This is a genomic window from Allobosea sp. P4_C6 (assembly GCF_056402015.1).
This window is the reverse complement of sequence record NZ_JBFUIF010000024.1, coordinates 27,169-52,747: the sequence shown is the minus strand read 5'-3', so window position 1 is coordinate 52,747 and position 25,579 is coordinate 27,169. Positions and strand designations below refer to the sequence as shown.

At 66.6% G+C, this 25,579-nt stretch carries 26 protein-coding genes; 16 read left to right on the top strand and 10 right to left on the bottom strand.

From position 1 onward, the window contains the following. Window positions 1–48 precede the first annotated feature (48 nt). The 4 genes from AC1DVA_RS17670 to AC1DVA_RS17655 all read right to left on the bottom strand — a co-directional run bounded on the left by AC1DVA_RS17670 (window position 49) and on the right by AC1DVA_RS17655 (window position 3,231). Window positions 49–1,248 carry a UxaA family hydrolase gene (locus tag AC1DVA_RS17670; protein ID WP_476806745.1) on the bottom strand — a complete coding sequence of 400 codons (1,200 nt, stop codon included), beginning with the start codon at window positions 1,246–1,248 and terminating at the stop codon, window positions 49–51. Continuing rightward, window positions 1,245–1,556 (bottom strand): UxaA family hydrolase, encoded by a 312-nt coding sequence (locus AC1DVA_RS17665; RefSeq protein ID WP_265052803.1) that lies wholly within the window; start codon window positions 1,554–1,556, stop codon window positions 1,245–1,247. Before AC1DVA_RS17665 ends, AC1DVA_RS17670 begins: the two co-directional genes overlap by 4 nt. Window positions 1,557–1,706: 150 nt before the next feature. After that, entirely contained in the window at window positions 1,707–2,354 is a 648-nt protein-coding gene (locus AC1DVA_RS17660) for an RraA family protein (RefSeq protein ID WP_476806744.1), read from the bottom strand. 112 nt (window positions 2,355–2,466) lie between these two features. Continuing rightward, window positions 2,467–3,231: an arginyltransferase gene (locus AC1DVA_RS17655; protein WP_265052805.1), complete on the bottom strand. Its 765-nt coding sequence runs from the start codon at window positions 3,229–3,231 to the stop codon at window positions 2,467–2,469. A 156-nt stretch (window positions 3,232–3,387) separates the two neighbouring features. On the opposite strand from AC1DVA_RS17655, the gene AC1DVA_RS17650 reads away from it, so the two are divergent. Continuing rightward, window positions 3,388–4,218, top strand: a complete 831-nt coding sequence (locus tag AC1DVA_RS17650; RefSeq protein ID WP_476806743.1) for a class I SAM-dependent methyltransferase — start codon at window positions 3,388–3,390, stop codon at window positions 4,216–4,218. Between the two features lie 6 nt (window positions 4,219–4,224). Here AC1DVA_RS17650 and AC1DVA_RS17645 read toward each other — a convergent pair whose 3' ends face one another. From AC1DVA_RS17645 to hemB, 5 genes are all read right to left on the bottom strand, one after another. Beyond that, complete coding sequence (locus AC1DVA_RS17645) at window positions 4,225–4,698, bottom strand: RDD family protein (protein ID WP_265052807.1); 474 nt, start codon at window positions 4,696–4,698, stop codon at window positions 4,225–4,227. Between the two features lie 57 nt (window positions 4,699–4,755). Then, window positions 4,756–6,000 (bottom strand): threonine ammonia-lyase, encoded by a 1,245-nt coding sequence (locus AC1DVA_RS17640; RefSeq protein WP_476806742.1) that lies wholly within the window; start codon window positions 5,998–6,000, stop codon window positions 4,756–4,758. A 27-nt stretch (window positions 6,001–6,027) separates the two neighbouring features. Further along, window positions 6,028–7,368 carry a branched-chain amino acid ABC transporter permease gene (locus AC1DVA_RS17635; protein ID WP_476806741.1) on the bottom strand — a complete coding sequence of 447 codons (1,341 nt, stop codon included), beginning with the start codon at window positions 7,366–7,368 and terminating at the stop codon, window positions 6,028–6,030. Window positions 7,369–7,472: 104 nt separating this feature from the next. Continuing rightward, complete coding sequence (locus tag AC1DVA_RS17630; protein WP_476806740.1) at window positions 7,473–7,988, bottom strand: 2'-5' RNA ligase family protein; 516 nt, start codon at window positions 7,986–7,988, stop codon at window positions 7,473–7,475. A gap of 102 nt (window positions 7,989–8,090) precedes the next feature. Next, on the bottom strand, window positions 8,091–9,149 hold the full coding sequence (gene hemB / locus AC1DVA_RS17625; protein ID WP_476806739.1) for a porphobilinogen synthase: 1,059 nt from the start codon (window positions 9,147–9,149) through the stop codon (window positions 8,091–8,093). Between the two features lie 248 nt (window positions 9,150–9,397). On the opposite strand from hemB, the gene AC1DVA_RS17620 reads away from it, so the two are divergent. The 4 genes from AC1DVA_RS17620 to AC1DVA_RS17605 all read left to right on the top strand — a co-directional run bounded on the left by AC1DVA_RS17620 (window position 9,398) and on the right by AC1DVA_RS17605 (window position 13,242). Then, window positions 9,398–10,453 (top strand): enoyl-CoA hydratase/isomerase family protein, encoded by a 1,056-nt coding sequence (locus AC1DVA_RS17620; RefSeq protein WP_476806738.1) that lies wholly within the window; start codon window positions 9,398–9,400, stop codon window positions 10,451–10,453. A 2-nt stretch (window positions 10,454–10,455) separates the two neighbouring features. After that, a complete protein-coding gene (locus AC1DVA_RS17615) occupies window positions 10,456–10,896 on the top strand; it encodes a DUF6163 family protein (RefSeq protein ID WP_265052813.1) in 441 nt (146 codons plus the stop codon). 272 nt (window positions 10,897–11,168) lie between these two features. Next, window positions 11,169–11,681, top strand: coding sequence for a transcriptional regulator LdtR (gene ldtR, locus AC1DVA_RS17610; protein WP_265052814.1), 513 nt, complete (start codon window positions 11,169–11,171; stop codon window positions 11,679–11,681). A gap of 316 nt (window positions 11,682–11,997) precedes the next feature. After that, window positions 11,998–13,242 carry a L,D-transpeptidase family protein gene (locus AC1DVA_RS17605; RefSeq protein ID WP_265052815.1) on the top strand — a complete coding sequence of 415 codons (1,245 nt, stop codon included), beginning with the start codon at window positions 11,998–12,000 and terminating at the stop codon, window positions 13,240–13,242. A gap of 152 nt (window positions 13,243–13,394) precedes the next feature. Here AC1DVA_RS17605 and AC1DVA_RS17600 read toward each other — a convergent pair whose 3' ends face one another. Then, window positions 13,395–14,597, bottom strand: a complete 1,203-nt coding sequence (locus tag AC1DVA_RS17600) for an MFS transporter (RefSeq protein ID WP_476806737.1) — start codon at window positions 14,595–14,597, stop codon at window positions 13,395–13,397. A 68-nt stretch (window positions 14,598–14,665) separates the two neighbouring features. Between AC1DVA_RS17600 and AC1DVA_RS17595 the strand changes: the two genes are divergently transcribed. From AC1DVA_RS17595 to AC1DVA_RS17545, 11 genes are all read left to right on the top strand, one after another. Further along, window positions 14,666–15,133 (top strand): helix-turn-helix domain-containing protein, encoded by a 468-nt coding sequence (locus tag AC1DVA_RS17595; protein ID WP_476806767.1) that lies wholly within the window; start codon window positions 14,666–14,668, stop codon window positions 15,131–15,133. Between the two features lie 119 nt (window positions 15,134–15,252). Then, entirely contained in the window at window positions 15,253–16,551 is a 1,299-nt protein-coding gene (gene glyA, locus AC1DVA_RS17590; RefSeq protein ID WP_476806736.1) for a serine hydroxymethyltransferase, read from the top strand. Between the two features lie 39 nt (window positions 16,552–16,590). Then, window positions 16,591–17,085 carry a transcriptional regulator NrdR gene (gene nrdR / locus AC1DVA_RS17585; RefSeq protein ID WP_265052819.1) on the top strand — a complete coding sequence of 165 codons (495 nt, stop codon included), beginning with the start codon at window positions 16,591–16,593 and terminating at the stop codon, window positions 17,083–17,085. Window positions 17,086–17,170: 85 nt separating this feature from the next. Beyond that, a complete protein-coding gene (gene ribD / locus AC1DVA_RS17580; protein ID WP_476806735.1) occupies window positions 17,171–18,268 on the top strand; it encodes a bifunctional diaminohydroxyphosphoribosylaminopyrimidine deaminase/5-amino-6-(5-phosphoribosylamino)uracil reductase RibD in 1,098 nt (365 codons plus the stop codon). Continuing rightward, a complete protein-coding gene (locus AC1DVA_RS17575; protein ID WP_476806734.1) occupies window positions 18,268–18,915 on the top strand; it encodes a riboflavin synthase in 648 nt (215 codons plus the stop codon). The genes ribD and AC1DVA_RS17575 overlap by 1 nt, the downstream gene beginning before the upstream one ends. Before the next feature lie 34 nt (window positions 18,916–18,949). After that, a complete protein-coding gene (gene ribH, locus AC1DVA_RS17570; protein WP_476806733.1) occupies window positions 18,950–19,471 on the top strand; it encodes a 6,7-dimethyl-8-ribityllumazine synthase in 522 nt (173 codons plus the stop codon). After that, window positions 19,468–19,935 (top strand): transcription antitermination factor NusB, encoded by a 468-nt coding sequence (gene nusB, locus AC1DVA_RS17565; protein ID WP_265052823.1) that lies wholly within the window; start codon window positions 19,468–19,470, stop codon window positions 19,933–19,935. The genes ribH and nusB overlap by 4 nt, the downstream gene beginning before the upstream one ends. Window positions 19,936–20,090: 155 nt before the next feature. Further along, window positions 20,091–21,086 (top strand): thiamine-phosphate kinase, encoded by a 996-nt coding sequence (thiL, locus tag AC1DVA_RS17560; protein WP_476806732.1) that lies wholly within the window; start codon window positions 20,091–20,093, stop codon window positions 21,084–21,086. Window positions 21,087–21,121: 35 nt separating this feature from the next. After that, a complete protein-coding gene (locus AC1DVA_RS17555; RefSeq protein WP_476806731.1) occupies window positions 21,122–22,324 on the top strand; it encodes an MFS transporter in 1,203 nt (400 codons plus the stop codon). A gap of 37 nt (window positions 22,325–22,361) precedes the next feature. Continuing rightward, on the top strand, window positions 22,362–23,162 hold the full coding sequence (allE, locus tag AC1DVA_RS17550) for a (S)-ureidoglycine aminohydrolase (RefSeq protein WP_265052826.1): 801 nt from the start codon (window positions 22,362–22,364) through the stop codon (window positions 23,160–23,162). Window positions 23,163–23,372: 210 nt separating this feature from the next. Further along, a complete protein-coding gene (locus AC1DVA_RS17545; protein WP_476806730.1) occupies window positions 23,373–25,529 on the top strand; it encodes a sodium-translocating pyrophosphatase in 2,157 nt (718 codons plus the stop codon). Window positions 25,530–25,579: the final 50 nt, after the last annotated feature.

The window sequence follows — 25,579 nt, the reverse complement described above, 5'->3', positions numbered from 1 at the left end:
CCGATCCGTCGGGCCGGCGGAAGCGCGCAGCGTGACGCTGCCTTCTGTTCAGGCGGCCGGCAGGCAGGCCGGACCGAGCGGCTCGAAGCTCTTATAGGTCAGGATGAATTCCTGATGTCCGAGTTCTTCGGACTTGGTCTTGCCGCCCTGGCCGAGCGAGACGACGAGGTCGCGAATCTCGGTGCCGACTTCGTCGAGGCCGGCACGGCCTTCGAGGATGCGCCCGGCATCGATGTCCATATCCTCCGACATCCGGCGATAGGTCTCGGGATTGGCGCAGATCTTCACCACCGGCGAGATCGCCGATCCCACGACCGAGCCACGGCCGGTGACGAACAGCACGCAATGCGCCCCGCAGGCGATCAGCTCCGCGATCTCGGCATTGTCGTTGATGTTGGGGAAGCCGAAGCGGACCTCGCCATCCGGCACGACGTCGAGCAGGTAGAGCCCGCCATGCGGCGGCACGTCGCCGGGCTTGATCAGGCCGGAGATCGGCGATGCCCCCGATTTGGCGTAGGCGCCCATCGATTTCTCTTCGATGGTCGAGAGCCCGCCCTCGGCATTGCCGGCCGCGAAGGAGCCGTAGCCCAGCGTCGCATAGTAGCGCGCCGCCTTGGCGACCGACTTCTCAAGCTCGATGCCGAGCTCGGGCGTGACCGCGCGCGCCGCCATGATGTGCTCGCAGCCGATCAACTCGCCGGTTTCCTCGAAGATGCAGGCGGCGCCCTCCGAGATGAGCTGGTCGAAGGCGCGCCCGGCAGCAGGGTTGCCGGTGATGCCGGAGGTGCCGTCCGAGCCGCCGCAGACCGTGCCCACGACGAGCTCCGACACCGCCATCGGCACCGTCTCCTGCGTGTCGAGCGCGATGCGCTGCTCCTCGACCCAGGCGCGGCCTTCGCGGATCGAGGCGCGCGTGCCGCCTGTGCCCTGGATGATGATGGTCTTGACCGGCCGGCCGGTGGCGCGCACTGCCCGCTCCAGCGCGTATTTGTTGAAGCTCTCGCACCCCAGCGAGACCAGCAGCACGGCGCCGACATTCGGATGGGTGCAGAGTTGCTCCATCATCCGCTCCGCATAGGGGTTCGGATAGCACCCGGGGAAGCCGATGGCGTGGACGCCTTCCTCGCGCCAGGGCAGTGCGATCTCGCGCGCGACATGATGGGCGCACTCGACGAGATAGGCGACCGCGACGGTATTGCGGATGCCCTTGCGCCCGTCGGACCGGAGATAGCCGCGCATCTCGCTCATGCCGAAGCTCCCTTGCGCTCGTCTTCCAAATGATAGGTCGGCGTGTAGTCGCTTCGCATGTTGTGGACATGGACATGCGCGCCGGCGGCGATCGCCTCGGTCGCCACGCCGATCGGCGCGCCGTATTTCAGGATCTTCTCGCCGGCCGCGATGGCGCGGCGGGCGATCTTGTGAGCGAGCGCGATATCACGGTCGAGCGCTGCCGGGCCCGAGCCGGTCTCGACCGTCTCGCCGGCCTTGAATCGCACCCGCGCGACGAGGACATTGTCGCGCGGATCGAGCAGGATGAGGCGCGGATCGTGGGACATGGCGTCCTTTCCCTCTGGTCGTCATCCCGGACAAGCCGCCTTGGCGGCGCTGATCCGGGATCCAAGCCTGAACCTCTGCCAGCCGCGCTCCGGCATGGATCCCGGGCCTCCCTTCGGTCGCCCGGGATGACGGCGCGGTTGGATTGTCTTTCAGAACTTGCCGTACTGCAGATAGGCCTTTTGCGGATCGGTGCCGGCCAGGATCGCGGTGCGGACCTTGTTCTCGGCCGAGATCGCGGTCTCCGACTTCTCCAGAACCTCTTCGATGATCTCGGCGGGAATGCGGACGACACCGTCGCGGTCGGCCAGGATGTAGTCGCCGGGGCGGATCCAGACATCGCCGATCTTGATCGGCTCCTCGACCGCCTTCGGCAGCCAGGCACCGACGATGTCGCGCGGGGTATAGGCCTTGAAATAGGCCTGGAAGCCCATCTCGACCATGAACTCGGTATCGCGCGACAGGCCGTCGATGACGCAGCCGCGCACGCCCTTGTTCTTCAGCGTTTCCGCCGAAAGTTCGCCCATCAGCGCGATCTCGTTGGTGTTCGGCTGGCAGACCCAGACATGGCCGGCCTTGGCGGCCGACAGCAGGCCGGTCCAGCCCAGCAGCGTCTCATGCGCGTCGAATTCCCCGGTCTTGCCCTCCACCGTGAAGGCGGGGCCGGCAAGCTTCTGGCCCGGCAGGAGCGGGCGCAATTCCGGCGGCAGCACGAAATCCTTCAGCCCCATCGCCCGCATCGTGTCGTGGATGATGCCGGTGTAGCAACGCTCCAGCCGCTGCGTCAGGTCTTCGCTCATGTTTCCTCCGGCGGGCCTTATCGCGGCGGGTTTGCCGCGCTGGCCGTTGGCGGCACAGTGCCGGGAGGGAGGGGGCGTCGCAAGCGCGTTTTCCGCGCGTCGCTGATGCGTTTCAATCGGTTGAATCGGCGCGGTCGACGCGCTCCCAGCCCTGCGGCATCAAACGCTCCTGCGGCAGGAAGCGAGCCTTGTAGGCCATCTTGGGCGAGCCTTCGACCCAGTAGCCGAGATAGACATAGGGCAGGCCGAGCCGCCGGGCGCGGGCGATATGGTCGAGCACCATGAAGGTGCCGAGCGAGCGGGCCTCCAACCCGGGATCGTAGACCGAATAGACCATGGAGAGCCCGTCGCCGAGCGTATCGGTCAATGCCATGGCGAAGAGGTCACCTTCGCCCCGCCCGGTGAAACCGGAATCAGGACCGCGGCGGCGATACTCGATCAGCTGGGTCTCGACATGAGTGTCCTCGACCATCATCGCGAAGTCGAGCGCCGACATCGTCGCCATTCCGCCATCCGGGTGGCGCTCGTCGAGATAGGAGCGGAACAGCGAGTAGTGCTCGGAGCGCGGCTGCGGCGCCCGGGCCTCGCCGATCAGATCGCTGTTATGCGCCAGCGCCCGGCGGAAGCCGCGCGAATAGCGGAAATCGTCGACGCAGATCCGGACGGAGATGCAGGACCGGCAGATCTCGCAGGCCGGTCGATAGGCAATGCTCTGCGAACGGCGGAAGCCGCCCTGGGACAGCACGTCGTTGAGCTCGCGCGCCCGCGAGCCGACCAGATGCGTGAAAACCTTCCGCTCCTCGCGCCCGGGCAGATAAGGGCACGTGGTCGGGGAGGTCAGATAGAATTGCGGAGCATCCCGCAATGGGCGCGTCACGTCGGCTGGCTCCGGAATAGCTGCGCCGTTCAATGTAACATCGGCTGCGGCGGCAACAAGCTATGACGATGGGGTATGCTACGCTCTGGAGTGATCTTGCAGTCGACATCTTCGCGGCGGCGACTGTGCGGCGAACCGGCGACCCAGGAGTGCGAGATGCCCGGCGAGAAGGTGGCGCTCAGTGGCTCGAAGGAAACGCTCCTGATCACGCTCTGTGCGAAGGCGGGCGAAAGCCGGTTGCCTGATTCGCTGCTGGGGGACCACTTCGCCGCTCAGGCGATGGATCGGATCGACTATGATTTCTCCCGCCTGAAGGTCGACCGCGACCTGATGATCGGCGTCGCGCTGCGTGCCCATGTGATCGATGGCTGGACGCGGGACTTCATCGCTCGTCATCCCGAGGCGACCGTGCTGCATCTCGGTTGCGGGCTCGACAGCCGCATCTTCAGGATCGCGCCGCCCGCCGGCATCCGATGGTTCGACGTCGATTTTCCCGATGTCGTCGCCTTGCGGCAGCGCCTTTACCCGACCTGCGAGAACTACGAATTGGTGGGATCCTCGGTGACCGAGCCCAGCTGGATCGAGGCCGTCCCCCGGGATCGGCCGGCCCTGGTCATCGCCGAGGGGCTGCTGCCCTATCTGCAGGCGCAGGACGTGCTGGATCTGCTGGAGCGCGTGATAGGCCATTTTCCGGGCGGCGAGTTGGCTTTCGACGCCTATAGCCGCCTCGGGCTCTCCATGATCGCGTGGCAGCCCTCCGTGCGCTCGACCGGCGCGACACTGCACTGGGCACTCGACGACCCGCAGGAGCTGGTTCGGCAGTTGCCCAAGCTCGAACTCATCGAGGAACTGACGGGCTACGGTCCGGACGGACATGACCCGCGCCAGGTGGCGCGCATGTCGCTGCCGGCGCGGGTCACCGTCCAGTTGTTCGGATGGATTCCCGCGCTGGCGCGGGCCGGCCGTCTGCTGCGCTTTCGCTTCTAGGGTTCGTCACGCCCTGACGACGACGAACCCAGTCAGCAGATCGTGGCCCATGCGCCGGTCGGCGCGGGCGAAGCCGCAGGCGACGTCGAGAAGCCAGAGCACGAAGGTGCCGGCCGCGACGTAGAACAGCAGCGCATGCACGGCTGCCGCAAGGCCATCCGGCCGGCCGCCATCGGCAGTCTCGACCCTCAAGCCCGCGACGCGCATACCCCAGGTCGACTGGCGCCGCCCGCCGATCGTCAGCGCGGCATAGCCGAGCGCGGTCGCGACCGTCGCGATCGGGATGAGGAGCCAGGTCGCGCCGAAGGTGACCACGCCAAGGAGGACCAGCAGAAGGAAGACCAGCCAGCCGAGGAAGAACAGCACGACGATGTCGATGAACCAGGCGAACAGCCGTGAGCCGAGAACGCCGCTGACGTTCTGGTAGGGGCGTTGTTCGAGTGCCGTGACCGGCGGCTGGCCGTAGCGGGTGTCGCTCATCGAGACTTCGATCCTCCATCGGCGCGCGAAATGCGTCGCCCGGCGAATAATGTTTGTTCAGCGTGCCGGTTCCGCAAGGCCGCGCGGCAGGATGCGCCGTGGCGCGAAGCCGTTTTTTGCAAGAACGTCCTCGATCGCGCGCGAATGCGCCTCGCCGCGCGTCTCGACGGTGACGTCGAGCGAGACGCCCTTGGCGGGAACGTCGAGGAAGAGTCGGCCATGGCTGACCTCGAGGATGTTGGCACCTTCGCTGCCCAGCAGGCTCGCGATCTTGCCGAGCAGGCCCGGCCGGTCGTTGCTGGTCAGGCGGAAGGCGACGATGCGGTCCTCGCGCTCCAACTCGCGCACCATGATCGCGGCAAGCAGGCGGGTGTCGATGTTGCCGCCGCAGAGCACGAGCCCGACCTTGCGCCCGGCATAGCGCTGCGGCTCCTTCAGCATCGCGGCGAGCCCGGCCGCGCCGGCGCCTTCCGCCAGGCTGTGTTGAAGGCTCGCATAGGCGTTGACCGCGCGCTCGATCAGATCCTCCCCGACGAGGACGATATCGCTGACGAGGCTCGATATCACCGGCAGGGTGAGCTGGCCGACGGTCTTGACCGCGATGCCCTCGGCCAGCGTCGGGCCGCCGATCGGGCGGTCCTGCGCATGCACGGCGTTGAAGAAGGAGGGATAGAGATCGGCCTCGACGCCGATCAGCTCGATGCCGGGCTTGATCGCCTTTGCCGCGATGGCATTGCCGGCCATCAGCCCGCCGCCGCCGAGCGGGATGATCAGCACTTCGAGATCGTGCGCGTCGGCCAGCATCTCCTGCGCCACCGTGCCTTGTCCGGCCATGACCGCCGGATCGTCATAGGGGTGGACGAAGACGAGTTGCTCCGCGCCGGCGAGCTCGCGTGCCTTGTGGCCGGATTCGTAGAGCGTCTCGCCGTGGAGCACGACGCGGGCGCCATGGGCGCGGGTATTCTCGACCTTCACCAGCGGTGTCGTCTCGGGCATCACGATCGTCGCCGGGATGCCGAAGCGCTTGGCGTGATAGGCCACGGCTTGTGCATGGTTGCCGGCCGACATGGCGATGACGCCGCGCGCCCGCTCGCTCTCGCTCAGCGTCAGCAGCTTGTTGACCGCGCCGCGTTCCTTGAAGGAGGCGGTCGCCTGCATGTTCTCATGCTTCACCAGCACGGTCGCGCCCGTCAGCTCCGAAAGGCGCGGTGCCGGCACCAGCGGCGTGCGCAGCACATGCCCGGCGATGCGGTTCGCGGCCGCGTCGATATCCTCGGGGGTGATCGCGAAAGCTTCGCTCATGATACGCTCCATCCGGATGCGGTGTCGCTAGACCTGCCGCGGTGTCAGATCGCCATCGCCGAAAAACCCGCCTGGGCGCAAGATCAGGACGATGGCGAGCAGCGAATAGACGGCGAGGTCGCGCTGTTCGATCGGCAAGGTCGACGACCAGGCGGTTTCGAAGACGGCGATGAAGAGGCCGCCCAGCGCTGCGCCGCTGACCGAGCCGATCCCGCCGAGAATCGCGGCGACGAGGGCCTTGAGTCCGAGCGAGAAGCCGCCCGCAAAGCCCATGCCGCCATAGATCACGGTGACGATAACCCCGGCCATGCCGCAGACCGCGCAGGCGATGATGATGGCGACGTCGTGAACCGCGCGGGCATCGACGCCAAACAGCGCCGCAGTGTGCGCATCGTCCGACACAGCCCGCCAGGCCCGGCCATAGGCCGTGCGCCGGATCAGCGCGACGAGGCCAACCGCCGTGCCGAGCCCGATGACGGCGAGCGCCAGCGACAGCGGGTTCAAGGTGAGGATGAAATCGCCGGCATGCGCCAGGGGAATCGGCGTGTTGAAGACGGGCGGCAGCCAGCGCATTTCCGGCCCCTGCACCAGCCTGAGATACTCCGACATCGCGATGGCGAGCCCGATCGTGGCGATCAGCATCTGCTGGCCGCTGGCGCGTTCGAGATGGCGCAGCACGAAGCGGCCCATGGCGAAGCCGTGCAGGGCGCAGACGACGATCGCAACGGTGAAGGCGACGGCGAGTCCCGAGAGCGGTGTCGAGATCGCGAGCGAAAGCAGGAGCGCCACGCCGACGACGGAGGACAGCGCGCCCAGTGCCGCGAATTCGCCGAAGCTGAGGATGATCCGCCCGGTCAGCCCATAGACGAGAGCATAGGCCGCGGCGAGCAGGCTGTAGATCGCCGCCGAGGGCAGGGCGCTCAAGCCTTGCTGCAGGCCGTAGGCGAGACCGCCCGGAATCGCCGGCAAGTCTTCGGCCGAGGGCGCGGCTGGGTCCGGAGGCGGTTCGGCCCGATCCTCGAGATAGAAGCGCCGCAGCAGATAGAAGCTGGCATCGGCCATCGGGCGTCCGTCGGAGGCGATGCCGATCATGGCGCCGCGGCCGGGCCCGCTGCCTTCCCCGGCGAAAAGGCAATCGATGCTGCGATGGCGCGATATGCCGTCGCCGAGCTGGACCCGGTAGAGCAGCCTCAGCGCGCGGCTGACCGGCCCCTTGGTCGCACGTTCGATCTCGATGCGGGCATTCGGCGGATTGAGCGGCGGGATCGCCTGCCGGCAGAGCCGCATCTGGTCGGTGTCGAAATCCTCGCCGCACCCCGCGAGGGCGAGCAGGACAACAGCCAGAATCGGCAGGAGGAGCGGGCGCATGTGCCGAGACGGTAGCGCTTGCCCGTGCGCATTGGAACACGAGGCTCAGGCTGCCGGTGCTGTGCATAGGACGGACGATGCCGAAGAGCGTCGGGCTCCGCCTGTCAGCGTCGGAGCGGCAATCTCCGCAACACGCGCACGGGTGGCCAGGAAACGCACTCGACCGTCTCGAATGTCATGCTGAACGGCTCGAACGCTCGTTCGGCGAATTCAAGCGCCAGAGCGCGGCGCTCCGAGGGGATCGACATCGCAAGCGTGAGATGGGGCGTCCATTGCTTTGGTCGATAATATGGATCGCACAATGTCGAACCGGCTGCTTTGTGCAGCCTGTCATGCATGTCGAGTAGATGCCGATCCGGTCGCGGCGACAGCCAGAGAACAATTGGATCGGTATCGAAAATGCCAATGCGATCGAATGTCAGGGCGAGCCGCTGACCCTCGATAGCTGTGGCGGCCGCGAAAAGCAGGTCCGGCGAAATCTGCTGATATCGGGCGAGCGTGATATGCGGTGGGTATGCCAGCGCCCGGATCGAGGAAGTCGGCTCAAGCCGGGAGGCCTCGTCGACCAGCTCCCAAAATGGCAGCGCGTCGGACGTCGCGCTTATCGTGATGCCGAACATCGCCGGAGCGACTCGAAAAAGCCTCGACGATTATGGCGGTGCCACGTGCCTTGACGAGGCATAGCCGGAACGAGACGTGCAGGAAAACGAGACGTGTCCCGCTCAGACCGCCGCTTTCAGCTTCTTCGCCACGCGCGGCGCGAAATAGGTCAGCACACCGTCGGCACCGGCACGCTTGAAGGCCATCAGGCTCTCCAGCATCGCCTTTTCGCCGTCGAGCCAGCCATTATTCGCGGCCGCCATGATCATCGCGTACTCGCCGGAGACCTGATAGGCGAAGGTCGGCACCCGGAAGTGGTCCTTCACCCGCGCCACCACGTCGAGGTAGGGCAGGCCTGGCTTGATCATCACCATGTCGGCGCCTTCTTCGAGGTCGAGCATGACCTCGGCGATCGCCTCGTCGGAATTGGCCGGGTCCATCTGGTAGGTGCGCTTGTCGCCGATGAGCGTGGCATTGGTGCCGATCGCATCGCGGAACGGGCCGTAGAAGGCCGAGGCATATTTCGCCGCATAGGCCATGATCTGCACGTCCTCATGGCCGTCGCCATCGAGCGCGGCGCGGATCGCCGCGACACGCCCGTCCATCATGTCGGAGGGCGCGATGACGTCGGCGCCGGCATCGGCGAGCGCCTGTGACTGCTGGACGAGAATATGGACGCTGGCGTCGTTGAGGACACGCTCGCCATCCATGACGCCGTCATGGCCGTGCGAGGTGTAGGGGTCGAGCGCGGCGTCGCAGATGATGCCGATCTGCGGCACCTCGGCCTTGATGGCGCGCACCGCGCGGCACATCAGGTTGTTGATGTTGAGCGCTTCCGAGCCCGTCGGGTCGCGCAGCGCCTTGTCGACGAAGGGGAAGGGCGCGATGGCCGGGATGCCGAGCGCGGCGGCCTCGGCGGCCTGCCGCACGGCCTCCTGGATGTTGAGCCGGTCGACGCCGGGCATCCATTCCACCGGCGTGCGGGCGTCGGAGGAATCCATCAGGAAGATCGGCCAGATCAGGTCGTCCGTCGTCAGCACCGACTCCCGCACCAGCCGGCGCGACCATTCCGCCTTGCGGTTGCGGCGCATGCGGCGGGTGAGCCCGAGCGACGGCGCCGCGGACGCCTCGTCCTGGCGGGAACGGGGAAGGGGGAAAGGCCGCACGACCCGGGATTCCATGAAATCTGCCTCGAGCGATGAAAGGTAGGTGACCCGGCTTTCGTCATGCGGGCGAAGTCGGCGATGTCCTCCATACCACATCGGAATAATTCCAAAACAGGGCGCATGGTCGCAAGGCTGGGTCCAGCGCGACGCAACTCTTGCGGCATCTGCCGGTGCAGCGAGGCCAAGGCGGGCTGCCGTTCCGTCGCGTTGACAAGCCTGCCCCCGCCTTCCAGAACCGCAGCCATCGGAAGCGGGATCGGGCCATGACGCAGGACCAGGAGATCATTTGCGAGATCCGCGGCGCCGCCGGCGTGGTGGTGCTCAACCGGCCGAAGGCGCTGAACGCGCTGAGCCTTGGCATGGTCCGCGAGCTCGCCCGCGCGCTCGATGCCTGGGAAGATGATCCGAAGGTCACTCGCGTCGTCGTCATCAGCACCAGCGAGAAGGCCTTCTCCGCCGGGGGCGACATCCGCTGGCTGCATGATTGCGGCAAGGCCGGCCGCTACGACGAGATGCTCGCCTTCTGGGGCGAGGAATACATCCTCAACCACCGCATCAAGACTTACCCGAAGTCCTATGTCGCGTTGATCGACGGCATCGTCATGGGTGGCGGCGTCGGCATTTCCCTGCATGGCAGCCACCGTATCGCCGGTGACCGCTACCTCTTCGCGATGCCGGAGGTCGGCATCGGCTTCTTCCCCGATGTCGGCGCCAGCTATGCGCTGCCGCGCCTGGCTGACGGCTTCGGCAGTTTCCTCGCGCTGACGGGTGAGCGGATCGGCGCAGCCGACGCGCTCTCGGTCGGGCTCGCGACCCATGGGGTGCCGAGCGAGCGGATGGCGGAACTGGCCGATGCGCTGACGGGCCGTGGCGCGCTCGACGAGATTCTCGCGGCCTTCGCCATGCAGCGCGGACCGGGCCCCCTGCAAGCGGAGCGGGCCGTGATCGCCGATGCCTTCGGGGCCAAGGCCTTGCCGGCGGTGATGGAGCGCCTCGGCAAGTCGGCCACGGATGGCAGCGCCTTCGCCGGCAAGCTGTCGCAGACGATCGCCGCGAAGTCTCCGACGAGCGTCGCCATCGCCTTCGAGCAGATGCGGCGCGGCGCTGGGCTCGATTTCGCCGAGGCGATGCGCACGGAGTTTCGAATCGTCTCGCGGATCGCGCGCGGCCATGATTTCTACGAGGGCGTGCGCGCCGTGGTGATCGACAAGGACCAGGCGCCGCGCTGGCAGCCGGCGACGCTCGACGCGGTCAGGCAGGCGGATATCGACGCCTATTTCGCGCCGCTCGGCGCCGACGAACTCAAGCTGGAGGGCTGAGCTTGGGGCTAGGCGGTGATGGCGAGGCCCTGCGCGGGGCGCGGGCTGGCGAGGATGGCGCAAAGCGGCAGGGCCGCTGGCGGCTCCTGCTCGTCTGGTTCCTGCGCCTGCTTTCGGCGTTCTGGCTGGCGAAAGGCCTGACCGCCTGGGCGGTGATCTTCGGCCTGCCGGGCAATCCGCAGCCACCCTTCGAAAGCCGCCTGCTGAGCTATCAGGCCATCATCGTGTATTTCGCGGTGATCGATCTCGTCGCGGCCGTCGGGCTCTGGCTGACCTCGACCTGGGGCGGCGTGCTCTGGTTGCTGGCCGCGATCAGCCAGATGCTGCTGAGCTTCTTCTTCCCACGCTTCGTGCCGATGACCGTCTGGCTGATCGCCCTCTATATCGGGCTGATGGCGGTCTACTTCCTGGCGACCTGGGCGGCGGAGAACGAGGCCGAGTAAGTCGGCATGAGCGCGTGAACCGCTCCGTCATTCCGGGCACATCGCTGCGCGATGCCTCGCAATGACGTTCGGAGGCCCCTCGATTGCGCCGAGTCATGGTAAGAATCGCTTTAGCTTAAGCGTTTCTGGCTTCACCTACGATTCACCCAAAGCGGTAAATCCCTGATTCATCCTGATATTTAAACTCGTTTTCATCCGCGCCAGCTTATGGTCTTTTTCAGAAGCGGACCAGGAGACAAATCCTGGCCGACACACAACAGGCGGGATATACCATGAAAGCGAGCGTCAAGACTTCAGACGTTGCCAAGACTAGCGACGCCGAACTCAACGTGAAGCCTCTTTATCTTGAGTCTCTCACGCTGGTGGAGCGGCTGCATCGCCGCCTTCTCGATGTCATCAAGGATGAGTTCGAGCGCCGCGGTCGTGACGACGTCAACAGCGTGCAGGCTCTGCTGCTCTACAACATCGGCGACGCCGAGCTCTCCGCCAGCGAACTCAGGACGCGCGGCTACTATCTCGGCTCGAACGTCTCCTACAACGTCAAGAAGCTGGTCGAGCTGGGCTATCTCCACCATGCCCGCTCGCGCATCGACCGCCGCTCGGTCCGCATCAGCCTCACAGACAAGGGCACGGAAGTGCACGATATCGTGAAGGGCGTCTACGACAAGCACGTCCGCACGGTCGAGCAGATCGGCGGCATCGCGGCCGATGATTTCGAGCGGATGAACAACGCCCTGCTGCGCCTCGAGCGCTTCTGGACCGACCAGATCCGCTACAAGCTCTGAGAAAACCGCGGCTTTCCGCGGTTCTGAAGATCACCTGCCTGTTGCGCGGTCGGGGCACAGCCTCGGCCGCGCCGGCACGATTCCGGCGAGGCGTTCGCCCCAACTGTGGTTTTGTTGCCATGCATCGGGCAAAACCATGCCATGCCCTAAATTCGCCTCTGTCATCACGCCTCGTTAACCGTGCTAGGACACCGTCGTCGGTCATGAGGTTGTTGCGGCAGTCCGCCGCGAACGTCGCCTTTTTGGCGACGTTTTTATGCGGCCTGCCTGCATGCGTGTAGTCTTGAAGAGGCGCCTAGTCTTGAAGAGGGAAGAGATGTCGCAACTGAGCCTGACCCGCCGCGAAACCGTGCTGGCCCTTCTCTCGGGCGCCGCAACGGCCGCTGCAGCCCCGGCGCTCGCCCAGCAGGCCGAGTGGCGCCAGAGCTACGACGCGGGCATGCGCAATGCCGTGTTGCGCTCCTCGACGCCGATGCTGTCGTCCGAGTCGCTGCAGGCGACCGAGGAGGCGATCACGGCCTACCGCGATCTCGCCGCGCGCGGCGGCTGGCCGCAGGTTCAGCTTCCCGATCGCATGAGCGTCGGTGCCAAGGGGCCGGGCGTGGTCGCCCTGCGCCGCCGCCTGATCGTCACCGGCGACCTCGATGCCGCTGCCGGCGACAGCCCGATCTATGATTCCTACGTCGAGGCCGGTGTCCGCCGCTTCCAGTCCCGCGTCGGGCTTTCGACCACCGGTACGATCAACCGCGCGACGGTGGTTGCGCTCAACGTGCCGATCGACCGCCGCATCCGCCAGCTCGAGACCAATGTCGTCCGGCTGCGCAGCTGGTCCGGCAATCTCGGCGGCCGCTATGTCGTCGCCAACATCCCCGCCGCGATGGTGGAGACGGTCGAGAACGGCCATGTCGCGACACGCCACGCCGCCGGCGTCGGCAAGATCGACCGCCAGTCGCCGCTGCTGCAGACCAAGATTCCGGAAATCAATTTCAACCCGACCTGGACGGTTCCCGCCTCGATCATCCGCAAGGATCTGATCCCGAAGATGCGCAAGGAGCCGAGCTACCTCACCGAGAACAAGATCCGCATCATCTCGCCCAATGGCGGCGAGATTTCGCCCGCCAGCGTGAACTGGAATTCGGACGAAGCGACGCGCTACACCTTCCGGCAGGACCCGGGCGGCGACTTCAACTCGCTCGGCTTCGTACGCATCAACATCCCGAGCCCGCACGGCGTCTACATGCATGACACGCCGTCGAAGGGCATCTTCGGCGACGATTACCGCTTCGTCTCCTCGGGCTGCATGCGCGTGCAGAACGTGCGTGACTACGTCGCCTGGCTGCTGAAGAACACGGCCGGCTGGGATCGCGCCAGGATCGACGAGACCATCCAGTCCGGCCAGCGCGTCAATGCGCGTATTTCCGACCCCGTGTCCTGCTACTGGGTCTATGTCACCGCCTGGGCGACCGCCGATGGCGGCGTGCAGTTCCGCGACGACATCTACAACAAGGACGGCCTCGGCCCCGCGCCGGTCGCAGCCCTGCAGGGCGATCAGGATATCTGAGGCTTCGGCTTTCGCTGCTTCTGGAAAAACCCGCCGGTCTCCGGCGGGTTTTTTGTTGGCGCGGGATATCCGATCCTGACGTCGAGAATATCGCGGCAGGAAACGAGATCGCAGCTTGGATTTCTATGGTGATCTCACCAATCACTAGGGCGCTAGCCCTTCTTGCCCATTGATTTCACGCCCGCTGCCAGCCCCGCCGCGATCGCCATCGCAGCCAGAAGCAGAGCGGTGTTCCAGAACAACCCCCGATAGCCATGTGCGGCGATCAGCGGCGTGCTGATCAGCGGAGAGCAGAACTGGCCGATGAAGATCGAGGCGGTCAGGATGCCGCCGGCCAGCCCTCGCGAGGAGGGCGGTGCGAGGTTCAGCGCGATGGCGATAAAGCTCGGCGACACCAGCGCGTAGCCGGCGCCGATCAGCAATGCCGCCGTAAACAACGCCGGAGCCGCCGCTGCGAAGGGCAACAGCGCGAAGCCGATCGCCATCGCGGCATAACCCAGCGTGAAGATGCCGGGATAATCGATCGCCCGCTGGATTCGCCGATAGAGCAGCGCGAAGCAGCCGCCGGAGATCATGAGCATGCCCAGAACCATGCCGGTCATGACCGCACTCTCATAACCCTGCATCTCCAGGAAGAACGAGATCTGGGTGGGCATCAGGAAGAAGATCATGTTCGTCGCAGCCTGGAGCAGCACCAGCAGGGCGCGCCAGGACGGATGTCCATCGTGGCCATTCATCGGTCTGCCGCCAATCACCGGCGCGCTGCGGGGCGGATCGGTGATGACCAGCCACATCAAAGGCAGGAAGATCGCGGCGAGTCCGTAGATGGCGAAGGGCAGGCGAGGGGATATCGACGCCACCCAGCCCGCCAGCGAGATGAAGATGAGCCCGCCGAAGTTCCGGGCGGAGATCTGCAAACCCGTCAGCGCGTTGCGATCATCCCCGCTGAAATAGTCGCCGATGAGCGCGGTCTGTGCGGTCATGATGAAGGCGACCGTGACGCCGAGGACGAGGCGGCTTGCGAAGATCGACGGCAGGTCCGGCAGGACGAGGCCGGCGCATCCGGCGATGACGAACAGGATGACGCCGGCCAGAAGCATCGCGCGCCGTCCGAATCGGTCCGCCACGATCCCGGCGAAGGGCGCGCAGAGCGCGACGCTGAGCGAGGGCGCCGGCACCAGCAGACGCGTCAGCATCGCCGCGTTCGGGTCGCCGGCGAACAGGCGCTCCAGTCCAGGCAGCGCCGGGCTGATCGTCGCATTGGCCGTGGTGGTGAGCGAGGCCGCCATCAGCAAGGCGATGGCGCGCGGGTCTTGCCAGATCGGATTTTCTTTCGCTGTGACAACGCTTTCCATGATTTTTCCTCTTGCCGAAATCAACTGTCCGGCAGAGCCTACGAATTCAAGTCGACTTGAGGTCAAGCATGCTGTTGCTGGATATCGGTGAGGTCGCGGAACGCTCCGGCGTGCCGGCCTCGGCCTTGCGCTATTACGAGGAGATCGGCCTGATCCGCTCGGAGGGGCGGCGCGGGTTGCGGCGGCAGTACGATCCCGATGTGCTGCTCAGGCAGTCGTTGATCGGCCTCGGCAAGACCGCGGCCTTCTCGCTCGAGGAGATCGCCGCGATGTTCGGGGCGGACGGGCAGCCGAACATCCCGCGCGAGCAGCTGCGGGCCCGGGCCGACGAATTGCAACGGCAGATGGTCGGCCTTAGGACGTTGCGCGACGCTCTGCGCCATGTTGCCGACTGCCGCGCGCCGACTCACCTGGAATGCCCGACTTTCCGGGCGCTGTTGAAGACGGCCTCGCGCAGACCGCTCGTCTATCACCCGTCCCGACCGGATACGGAGAAGAAACTGCTGCCGAAGCGGCGAAAGCCGGTAGGTCGATGATGGCGACGGTGGCGTTGCCTGGTCGTGTCCATCTATCGCTTGGACAGCCTCACGGCACATGATAGGGAGCCCGCGACGGAGCCGGGCGCCCACCGGCCGTTGAACTTCAGGAGCCGGACATGACCGAAGCCGCGCTGGACAAGCACCTCTCGAACTCGTTTTTCGGGGCCTCGCTGGCCGATGCCGATCCCGAGATCGCTCGTTCCATCGAGCTGGAGCTCGGTCGTCAGCGCGACGAGATCGAGCTGATCGCCTCGGAGAACATCGTCTCCCGCGCCGTGCTCGAGGCGCAGGGCTCGGTGATGACCAATAAATACGCCGAGGGCTATCCGGGCCGGCGCTATTATGGCGGCTGYCAGTTCGTCGACATCGCCGAGAAGCTCGCCATCGAGCGCGCCTGCCGGCTGTTCGGCTGCAGCTTCGCCAACGTCCAGCCGAATTCGGGCTCCCAGGCCAACCAGGGCGTCTTCATGGCGCTGATGCAGCCGGGCGACACCTTCATGGGCCTCGATCTCGCCGCCGGCGGGCACCTGACCCATGGCGCACCGGTCAACCAGTCCGGCAAGTGGTTCAACGTCGTCTCCTACGGCGTCTGCGTCGTCGACCAGATCATCGACTATGACGCGATGGAGCGGCTCGCGGTCGAGCATAAGCCGAAGGTGATCGTCGCTGGCGGCTCCRCCTATGCCCGGCACTGGGACTTCGCCCGCTTCCGCGAGATCGCCGACAAGGTCGGCGCCTACTTCATGGTCGATATCGCGCATTTCGCCGGGCTCGTCGCGGGCGGCGCGCATCCCTCGCCGTTCCCGCACGCCCATGTCGTCACCACCACGACGCACAAGACCCTGCGCGGCCCGCGCGGCGGCATGATCCTGACCAATGACGAGGCGCTGGCCAAGAAGATCAACTCGGCGATCTTCCCCGGCATCCAGGGCGGCCCGCTGATGCATGTCATCGCCGCCAAGGCGGTCTCGTTCCTCGAGGCGCTGCAGCCCGAGTTCAAGACCTACGCCCATGCCGTCGTCGCCAACGCCAAGGCCCTGGCCGAGACGCTGAAGTCGAAGGGATTCGACCTCGTCACCGGCGGCACCGACAACCACCTGATGCTGGTCGACCTGCGCTCCAAGAAGCTGACCGGCAAGGCGGCGGAAGCGGCGCTCGGCCGCGCGCATATCACCTGCAACAAGAACGGCATCCCCTTCGATCCGGAGAAGCCGATGACGACCTCGGGCATTCGGCTTGGCACCCCGGCTGCGACCTCGCGCGGTTTCGGCATCGCCGAGTTCAAGCAGGTTGGCGAGCTGATCGCCGAGGTGCTGGACGGGCTCAGCCAGAACGGCGAGGAGGGCAATGCCGCCGTCGAGCAGGCCGTCACCGCCAAGGTCAAGGCGCTGACCGCGCGCTTCCCGATCTATTGACGTCGTTTCGAAGGGGCTCTGAGAAAGGTTAGCGGCTGGATGCGCTGTCCCTATTGCGGCTCCCTCGACACGCAGGTGAAGGACTCCCGTCCCACCGACGACCACGCCTCGATCCGCCGCCGCCGGGTCTGCCCCGATTGCGGCGGCCGCTTCACCACCTTCGAGCGCGTGCAGCTGCGCGAGCTCACTGTCGTGAAGCGCTCGGGCCGGCGCGCGCCCTTCGACCGCGACAAGCTGGAGACCTCGATTGCGCACGCGCTGCGCAAGCGCCCGGTCGCGCCGGAACGCATCGAGCGCATGGTCAACGGCATCGTGCGCCAGCTCGAAAGCTCCGGTGAGGCCGAGATCCAGAGCTCGGCCATCGGCGAGCTGGTAATGGAGGGGCTGAAAGGCCTCGACGACGTCGCCTATGTGCGCTTCGCCTCGGTCTACAAGAATTTCCGCGAGGCCAAGGACTTCGAGGAACTGCTCGGCCAGCTCGGCACGATCGAGGAGGAGGGCGTCTCGGCCCCGCCGCCCCGCGCCGATGACTGATCCCAAGGCGTTTTCGAGCGAAGCGGTGCCCGCTTCGCATCGGGAAAATGCGCCAGAACAAAAACAAGCCGTCGACCGCGCTTTCATGCGCCAGGCACTCTCCTATGGCGCCCGCGGCCTCGGCACGACCGCGACGAACCCCTCGGTCGGCGCCATCATCACGCGCGACACGCCGGATGGCCCTGTGGTCGTCGCGCGGGGGCATACCCAGCCCGGAGGTCGCCCCCATGGCGAGGCGCATGCCTTCTCGCGGGCGCGCGCGGCCTCGATGGGCGGCACGCTCTACGTAACGCTCGAACCCTGCTCGCATCGCTCGGTGCGCGGCGGCATCCCTTGTGTCGAGCACACCATCCTCTCCGGTGTGAAGCGCGTGGTCTCGGCGATGGCCGACCCGAACCCCTTCATCGCCGGGCTCGGCCATGCCCTCCTGCGCACGGCCGGCATCGAGGTCACGGTCGGCGTGCTGGTGGAGGAGGCGCGGCAGGCGCATCGCGGCTATCTCACGCGCATCACGCAAGGGCGGCCGATGGTGACCTTCAAGGTCGCCCGGACGGCCGACGGCTATGCCGGCGGGGCAGGGGGCGTTCCGCTCGCCGTATCGAGCCCGGTCGCAGGCGGCTGGGTTCATCTCCAGCGCGCGCATCACGATGTCATCATGCTCGGCATCGGCTCGGTTCTCGCGGACGACCCGCAGCTCACCGTCCGCCTGCCCGGCATGGCGGAGCGATCGCCGATCCGCGTCATCCTCGACACGCATCTGCGCCTGCCGTTGACCTCGAAGCTCGTCCGCACGGCCCATGAGGTCCCCGTCTGGGTGATCGCGGCCGAGACTGCGCCGGTCGAGCCGGAGCAGGCGCTTGTCGCGGCCGGCGTCGAGGTCATGCGGGTTTCGATGGCCCCCGACGGCCATCTCGACCTGGGCGAGGCCCTGACGCTGCTCGGCACGCGCGGCATCAACCGCGTCTTCTCCGAAGGCGGGCCGCGTATCGGCGAGAAGCTCGCGCTCGCAGGGCTGGCGGATGAGGTCATCGTCTCGACGTCCCCGAAAACGCTGGGGCAGCCTGGCATCGTTGCCGTGCGTCCGGGGCTTGCCGCTCAGCTTGCCGACCCCGATCTATACGGCCTTGTCGAGACCGGCATGATCGGTCAGGACCGTTTCAAGCATTTCATGAGGAGAGGCTGATGTTCACCGGCATCGTCACCGCCATCGGCGAGGTCGTGGAGGCCGAGCGCAAGGGGCCGAGCCTCAAGCGCCTCGCCATATCCTGCCCCTATGAGGCGGAAGGCATCGCCATCGGCGCCTCGATCGCCTGCGCCGGCGTTTGCCTCACCGTCACTGCGCTGCGGCCCCGCACGGATGGCCAGCCCGGCTGCATCTTTCAGGTGGAGGCTGCGGCCGAGACGTTGGCGAAGACGCTGGTCGGCGAGTGGGAGCCCGGCACGCTGGTCAATCTCGAGCGCTCGCTCAAGGTGGGTGACGAGCTCGGCGGCCACATGGTCGTCGGCCATGTCGACGGTCCCGGCCGCATCCTGAAGATCGACGCGATCGAGCCCGATCCGGACGAGCCCTGGGGCGCGACCGCCCGCTTCCATATCCGCGCGCCGCAGGGGCTGGAGCGTTTCATCGCGACGAAGGGCTCGATCTGCCTCGACGGCACCTCGCTGACCATCAACACGGTCGAGGACGATGTCTTCACCGTTCTGCTGATTCCGCACTCCTTCGCGGTCACCACCTGGGGGCAGCGCAAGGAGGGTGACTCCGTTCATGTCGAGGTCGATCTGATGGCACGGTATGCCGCGCGGCTTGCGGAGGCGCGCCCGCAAGGGTAACCAGCCCGATCACATTCCAAGAAGGATAGAAGAAATGGCCGGACCCCGGCAGACATCGGCCGACAAGGCCGCAACTCCTGCCGTCGAGATCGACGGCGCGCGCGTCCTCGTGGTCGAGGCGCGCTTCTACGACAAGCTCGCGGACGAGCTCCTTGCCGGCACGACGGCGGTGCTGGAAGAGGCCGGCTGCCGCGTCGACGTCGTCACCGTGCCCGGCGCGCTGGAAATCCCCTCGGCGATCGTCATCGGCCTGCGCGCCGCCGACGAGGCCGTCGATCCCTATGAGGCCGTCGTCGCGCTCGGCACCGTCATCCGCGGCGAGACCGGCCATTACGACATCGTCGCCGGCGAGAGCTCGCGCGCGCTGATGGATCTCTCGGTGGCCTTCGCGCTGCCGCTCGGCAACGGCATCCTCACCGTCGAGAACGAGGCGCAGGCCTGGGCCCGCGCCAACCGCTCCGAGATGGACAAGGGCGGCGGCGCGGCGGAAGCGGCGCTCGCCGTGCTGCGCTACAAGCGCTCCCTGGCGGAGCCGTCGCCGGAGGGCGCTCGATGAGCCGGGCCGAGATGCGGCGCGGGGCGCGGCTCTCGGTCGTGCAGGCGCTTTACGAGATGGAAGTCGGCGGCCGTGGCGTCGTCGAGGCGATGGCCGAGTTCGAGGCCTTCTGGATCGGCAAGGAGGTCGAGGAGATCGAATTGCCGAAGGCCGAGCTCGCCTTCTTCCGGGATATTCTCGGCGGCGTCGTGCGCGAGCAGCGCCTGGTCGACCGCACCGTCGACGATCTCTTGGCCAACAACTGGCCGCTGAAGCGGGTCGAGGCCGTGGTCCGCGCGATCCTGCGTGCCGGGGCCTATGAGCTCGCCTTCCGCAAGGACGTGCCCGGCCGCGCCGTGATCTCCGAATATGTCGCGGTTGCGCGCGCCTTCTATGAGGGCGAGGAGATCGGCATGGTCAACGCGGTGCTCGACAAGATGGCGCGGGACTTCCGTGCCGACGAGTTCGACGCGCCGGCGGCGTAGTTTAATACCTCAACCGTCATCCCGGGCGACCGAAGGGAGTCCCGGGATCCATGCCGGAGCGCTTCCGGATCGGGTTCAGGCATGGATCCCGGATCGACGCGGCTACGCCGCTTGTCCGGGATGACCTTGGAACAGTTGCGGAGCTTAGCTGACCCATGGCCGACAACCAGCGCCCCGGCGAATTCGAGCTGATCGGCCGTTATTTCGCGCCGATCGCCGGGCCAGGCGGGTTGGGTCTTCTCGACGACGCCGGCCTGCTGCGGCCGGGCCGGGGCTACGAGGTCGTCGTCACCGCCGACGCGCTCGTCGCAGGCGTGCATTTCTTCCCGGACGATCCGCCCGATGCGATCGGCTGGAAGGCGCTGGCGGTCAATCTCTCCGATCTGGCCGCCAAGGGCGCGAAGCCCGAAGGCTTCGTCCTGACGCTCGCCTTGCCGCGTGGCTGGACCGAATCCTGGCTCGCCAGCTTCGCGGCGGGCCTCGCCCGTATGGCCGAAAGCGGCGGCTGCCCGCTGATCGGCGGCGACACCGTCTCGACCTCCGGGCCGCTCACCCTGTCGATCACTGCCTTCGGCACAGTGCCGGCCGGGCGCATGGTTCGGCGTGCTGGTGCGAAGCCCGGCGATGTCGTGTTCGTCTCGGGCAGCATCGGCGACGGTGCGCTCGGGCTGAAGGTGCACGGCCCCGACAAGCCGGGCTGGGTCGCGAGCCTCAGTGCCGATGAACGGGTGTTCCTGGCCGATCGTTACCTGCATCCGCAGCCGCGGTTCATTCTCGCCGACGCCCTGCAACGCCATGCCTCGGCGGCGATGGACGTCTCGGACGGCCTCGTCGGAGACCTTGCCAAGCTGCTTGCCGCTTCGGGAACAGGCGCCGAAATCGATCTCGACGCCGTCCCGCTGTCGGGTCCGGCCCGCGCCGCGCTCATGGCCGATCCCGCGCTGGCGGAACTGGCCTGGACCGGTGGAGACGACTACGAAATTCTCTGCACGGCTTCGCAAGGGGAATATTCTGCCCTGATCGCAGCCGCGGCGGAGACGATGGTTCCGCTGGTGCCGATTGGCCGGATCACGGCAGAGGCCGGCGTGGTGACATATCGGGAGAAAGGTCAACCGCGCAGCTTCGCGCAGGGCTCCTTCTCTCACTTCTGACGGCGGCGCATCGCGGGCCGCGAGGCGGCGTTGTGATGAACCAGCATGTTCCGGTCCTCGATGGCGACAGGCTCGCGAAGCGCAACGCGCTGGTGCTGGCCGGCGCGCAGGCGCTCGGCGGCGCCAATCCAGCGATCATCGTCTCGCTCGGCGGCATCGTCGGCGCGCAGCTCGTGGCGGACAAGGCCTTCGCCACGGTGCCGGTCAGCCTGCTGCAGCTCGGCATCGCGACCGGGGTCATTCCGGCCGCGATGGTCATGCGACGACTCGGCCGTCGCAGCGGCTATCTGATCGGCGCGCTCATCGGCGCCACCGGGGCGAGTCTTGCGGCCGGCGGCGTTGCGCTCCAGCTGTTCTGGCTGTTCTGCTTGGGCACCTTCGTCTGCGGCCTCTACGGCTCCTTCGTCCAGAGCTACCGTTTCGCCGCGGCGGACACGGCGAGCGACGGTTTCAAGCCCCGCGCCATTTCCTGGGTGATGATCGGCGGCCTCGCCGCGGGCATCATCGGCCCCCAATCTGTGTACTGGACACGCGATCTCACGCCCTCGGCTCCCTTCGCCGCGAGCTTCCTCGCGCAAGGGCTGCTGGCGCTGCTGGCGATCGGGATCGTTTCCCAGCTACGCGCTCCGCCGGTCGCGACCGCGCGTTCCGGTGGCGGCCGCCCGCTCGGCGAGATCATGCGCCAGCCGAAGTTCATCGCCTCGGTGATTGCTTCCCTGGTCGCCTATGGCCTGATGAGCTTCGTCATGACGGCGGCGCCGATGGCGATGGTGGCCTGCGGCCATTCGGTCGGGGATGCCGCCCTCGGCATCCAGTGGCACGTGCTCGCGATGTTCGGGCCGAGCTTCTTCACCGGCCGCCTGATCGCCCGCTTCGGCAAGGGCACGATCACCTCGATCGGCCTGGTGCTCACGGCGCTTGCTGCCGTCGTCGGCCTCACCGGCCTCAGCGTGGGGCACTTCTGGCTGGCACTGATCCTGCTTGGCCTCGGCTGGAATTTCGGGTTCATCGGCGCGACCGCGCTGGTGACGGATTGCTATCGGCCGGAAGAGCGGGTGAAAGTGCAGGCGGCGAACGACTTCCTCGTCTTCGGCTCGGTTGCCATCGCCTCCTTCTCGGCCGGGGGGCTGCTCAGCCATGGTGGCTGGGACAGCGTCAACTGGCTCGTCTTCCCGCCTGTCGCCATCGCTCTCGCGATGGTTGCCTGGCAGCGCCTCCAGCGCCCGGCGGCCGCCTGAGCGCTGCGGCGCTTCGTCCATCCTTGGAGACATCCGAATGACCAACCGCGCATTCCCGCCCGCGACCGGCCGCGTGCCGCCCGGCGCGATCGGCCATAATCGCGGCGTCGTGCGCTCCAACTACGCCTTCATGCCCCCTGAAGGCGTGCTGATCAGCCGCCTGCCGCAATACCGGGACACGATCGTGCGCGTTCTCGCCGCGCCTGTCCTCGGCGCCTTCTTTGCCCAGTATGTGCTCGAGATCGCGCCGGGTGGCGGCACGCCGGCCGCCTTCAGCGAGGAAGGCGTCCAGCATTTCTTCTACGTTCTGTCCGGTGAAGTGAGCTTCGCAATCGAGGGTGCCGCGCCCCAAGGGATGGCCGCGGGTGGCTTCGCCTATCTCCCGCCGGCGACGCCCTTCACGCTGCGCAACGAATCGGCCGGGCCCGCTCGCGTCCTCGCCCTGCGCAAGCGCTACGAGGCGGCGCCAGGTCTCGCGATCCCCGAGCCGATCCTGTCGCATCAGGACGCGGTGCCGATGACGAATCACACCGGCATGGAAGGGCGCGCCTTCCAGTTCCTGCTGCCCTATGGCGATATGCGGTTCGACTTTGAGATGAACCTGATGTGGTTCAAGCCCGGCGTCTGCTTTCCTGCCGTCGAGACCCATGTGATGGAGCACGGTCTTTATATGCTGGAAGGGCAGGGGCTCTATTTGCTCGGCGAGGACTGGCACGAGATCTGGGCGCAGGATTTCATCTGGATGGGTGGGTATTGCCCGCAACAATTCTATCCGACCGGCCAAGTCGACGCCTGTTATCTGCTCTACAAGAACGTCAATCGCGACTTCGCGCTCTGAGCTTTCGCGGGTCTGCCTGACATTCGACCAAATTTGTAAGCCGAGGCGTTTGCGCTCCTCGCCGAAACTTGCCACAAATTCGCCTGACACTGGCGACGCGGAGCGGGCCTTGAGTCTTTAGGGCCCGTTTTTTCGCTGCCTGACGTCCAACGCTGCAAAGAGGAGCGACAGCGCTCCCGACGGCTCGGAAGCTCAAGGTCAGGAAAACGAATGTCAGCTCTGCTTCTCATCATCATATTGAGTGCGCTTTCCATAGCCTACGGCGTCTGGGCCTATGGCGATGTGATGAAGCGCGATGCCGGCAACCAGCGCATGCAGGAGATTTCCGGCGCGGTCGCCGAAGGCGCGCAGGCCTATCTCAAGCGCCAGTACATGACCATTTCGATGGTCGGCGTCGTGCTCTTCGTCGTACTCGCCTGGCTGCTCGGCAAATGGGTGGCGATCGGCTTCCTGATCGGCGCGGTGCTTTCGGGCATGGCGGGCTTCATCGGCATGAACGTCTCGGTGCGCGCCAACGTTCGTACCGCCCAGGCGGCGATGCAGTCGCTGGGTGAGGGCCTCGACGTCGCCTTCAAGGCCGGCGCCGTCACCGGCATGCTCGTTGCCGGTCTCGCGCTGCTCGGCGTCGCCGTCTACTACGGCATCCTGACCTCCTATCTCGGCTTCGAGGCCTCCAGCCGCACGGTGATCGATTCGCTGGTGGCTCTCGGTTTCGGCGCCTCGCTGATCTCGATCTTCGCCCGTCTCGGCGGCGGCATCTTCACCAAGGGCGCCGACGTTGGCGCCGACCTCGTCGGCAAGGTCGAGGCCGGCATTCCCGAGGACGATCCGCGCAACCCGGCGACCATCGCCGACAATGTCGGCGACAATGTCGGCGACTGCGCCGGCATGGCTGCCGATTTGTTCGAGACCTATGCGGTGACGCTGGTCGCGACCATGGTGCTCGCCGCGATCTTCTTCGCCGGCCAGCCGGTGCTGGGCACGATGATGCTTTATCCGATGGCGATCGGCGCGGCCTGCATCGTCACCTCGATCATCGGCACCTTCTTCGTGAAGCTCGGCGCCAACCAGTCGATCATGGGCGCGCTCTACAAGGGCTTCATCGCCGCCGGCGTACTTTCGGTCGGGGCGATCGCCGCGGTGAACTACGCCATGTTCGGCGGCTTCTCGGCCTCCTTCACCACGGGGCAGGGCATCACCTTCACCTCGGGCGGCCTCTTCGGCTGCGCGCTGGTCGGCCTCGCGGTGACGCTGCTGATCGTCGTCATCACCGAATACTACACGGGCACCGGCAAGCGCCCGGTGGTCTCGATCGCCCAGGCCTCGGTCACCGGCCACGGCACCAACGTCATCCAGGGTCTCGCGGTCTCGCTGGAATCGACTGCGCTGCCGACCATCGTGATCATCGCCGGCATCATCGTGTCCTATGGTCTCGCCGGCCTGTTTGGCATCGCCATCGCGACGACCGCGATGCTGGCGCTGGCGGGCGTGGTCGTGGCGCTCGACGCCTTCGGTCCCGTCACCGACAATGCCGGCGGCATCGCCGAGATGGCGGGCCTTCCCAAGGAAGTCCGCCACTCCACCGATGCGCTCGACGCGGTCGGCAACACCACCAAGGCGATCACCAAGGGCTACGCGATCGGCTCCGCCGGCCTCGGAGCGCTGGTGCTCTTCGCGGCCTATACCTCGGACCTCAACTTCTTCATTGCCGAGGCCAACAAGGCGGGCTCGACGACGTTCCAGTACTTCAAGGGCGTGGTCGTCGATTTCTCGCTGTCCAACCCCTATGTCGTCGTCGGCCTGCTGCTCGGCGGCCTCATCCCCTTCCTCTTCGCCGGCATGGGCATGACCGCGGTCGGCCGCGCCGCCGGTTCGGTGGTGGAGGAGGTCCGGCGCCAGTTCAAGGAGAAGCCCGGCATCATGGCGGGCACGGACCGGCCCGATTACGGCCGTGCCGTCGACATGCTGACCCGCGCCGCGATCAAGGAAATGATCGTGCCATCGCTGCTACCGGTGCTGGCGCCGATCGTGACCTATTTCGTGATCTACGCGATCGCCGGCAAGAACAACGCCTTCGCCTCGGTCGGCGCCATGCTGATGGGCGTCATCGTCACCGGCATCTTCGTCGCGATCTCGATGACCTCGGGCGGCGGCGCCTGGGACAATGCCAAGAAGAGCTTCGAGGACGGCTTCGTCGACAAGGACGGCGTGCGCCACATGAAGGGCTCGGAGGCGCATAAGGCCTCGGTCACCGGCGACACCGTCGGCGACCCCTACAAGGACACGGCGGGACCCGCCGTGAACCCGGTGATCAAGATCACCAACATCATCGCGCTTCTGCTGCTGGCGATCCTCGCACATTCCTGAGCGAAAGCGTCGTCGCAACAATCGAACCCGCGGCGAAAGCCGCGGGTTTT

Excerpts from the sequence above, each read along its gene's own strand:
- AC1DVA_RS17640 (WP_476806742.1), bottom strand. The coding sequence starts at position 6,000 with ATGAGCGAAGCTTTCGCGATCACCCCCGAGGATATCGACGCGGCCGCG.
- AC1DVA_RS17595 (WP_476806767.1), top strand. The coding sequence starts at position 14,666 with ATGCTGTTGCTGGATATCGGTGAGGTCGCGGAACGCTCCGGCGTGCCG.
- thiL (WP_476806732.1), top strand. The coding sequence starts at position 20,091 with ATGGCCGACAACCAGCGCCCCGGCGAATTCGAGCTGATCGGCCGTTAT.
- ribD (WP_476806735.1), top strand. The coding sequence starts at position 17,171 with ATGCGCCAGGCACTCTCCTATGGCGCCCGCGGCCTCGGCACGACCGCG.
- AC1DVA_RS17575 (WP_476806734.1), top strand. The coding sequence starts at position 18,268 with ATGTTCACCGGCATCGTCACCGCCATCGGCGAGGTCGTGGAGGCCGAG.
- allE (WP_265052826.1), top strand. The coding sequence starts at position 22,362 with ATGACCAACCGCGCATTCCCGCCCGCGACCGGCCGCGTGCCGCCCGGC.
- nusB (WP_265052823.1), top strand. The coding sequence starts at position 19,468 with ATGAGCCGGGCCGAGATGCGGCGCGGGGCGCGGCTCTCGGTCGTGCAG.
- AC1DVA_RS17545 (WP_476806730.1), top strand. The coding sequence starts at position 23,373 with ATGTCAGCTCTGCTTCTCATCATCATATTGAGTGCGCTTTCCATAGCC.
- AC1DVA_RS17620 (WP_476806738.1), top strand. The coding sequence starts at position 9,398 with ATGACGCAGGACCAGGAGATCATTTGCGAGATCCGCGGCGCCGCCGGC.
- AC1DVA_RS17665 (WP_265052803.1), bottom strand. The coding sequence starts at position 1,556 with ATGTCCCACGATCCGCGCCTCATCCTGCTCGATCCGCGCGACAATGTC.
- AC1DVA_RS17600 (WP_476806737.1), bottom strand. The coding sequence starts at position 14,597 with ATGGAAAGCGTTGTCACAGCGAAAGAAAATCCGATCTGGCAAGACCCG.
- AC1DVA_RS17645 (WP_265052807.1), bottom strand. The coding sequence starts at position 4,698 with ATGAGCGACACCCGCTACGGCCAGCCGCCGGTCACGGCACTCGAACAA.
- AC1DVA_RS17605 (WP_265052815.1), top strand. The coding sequence starts at position 11,998 with ATGTCGCAACTGAGCCTGACCCGCCGCGAAACCGTGCTGGCCCTTCTC.
- AC1DVA_RS17630 (WP_476806740.1), bottom strand. The coding sequence starts at position 7,988 with ATGTTCGGCATCACGATAAGCGCGACGTCCGACGCGCTGCCATTTTGG.
- AC1DVA_RS17555 (WP_476806731.1), top strand. The coding sequence starts at position 21,122 with ATGAACCAGCATGTTCCGGTCCTCGATGGCGACAGGCTCGCGAAGCGC.
- ribH (WP_476806733.1), top strand. The coding sequence starts at position 18,950 with ATGGCCGGACCCCGGCAGACATCGGCCGACAAGGCCGCAACTCCTGCC.
- AC1DVA_RS17670 (WP_476806745.1), bottom strand. The coding sequence starts at position 1,248 with ATGAGCGAGATGCGCGGCTATCTCCGGTCCGACGGGCGCAAGGGCATC.
- hemB (WP_476806739.1), bottom strand. The coding sequence starts at position 9,149 with ATGGAATCCCGGGTCGTGCGGCCTTTCCCCCTTCCCCGTTCCCGCCAG.
- nrdR (WP_265052819.1), top strand. The coding sequence starts at position 16,591 with ATGCGCTGTCCCTATTGCGGCTCCCTCGACACGCAGGTGAAGGACTCC.
- ldtR (WP_265052814.1), top strand. The coding sequence starts at position 11,169 with ATGAAAGCGAGCGTCAAGACTTCAGACGTTGCCAAGACTAGCGACGCC.
- AC1DVA_RS17635 (WP_476806741.1), bottom strand. The coding sequence starts at position 7,368 with ATGCGCCCGCTCCTCCTGCCGATTCTGGCTGTTGTCCTGCTCGCCCTC.
- AC1DVA_RS17650 (WP_476806743.1), top strand. The coding sequence starts at position 3,388 with ATGCCCGGCGAGAAGGTGGCGCTCAGTGGCTCGAAGGAAACGCTCCTG.
- AC1DVA_RS17660 (WP_476806744.1), bottom strand. The coding sequence starts at position 2,354 with ATGAGCGAAGACCTGACGCAGCGGCTGGAGCGTTGCTACACCGGCATC.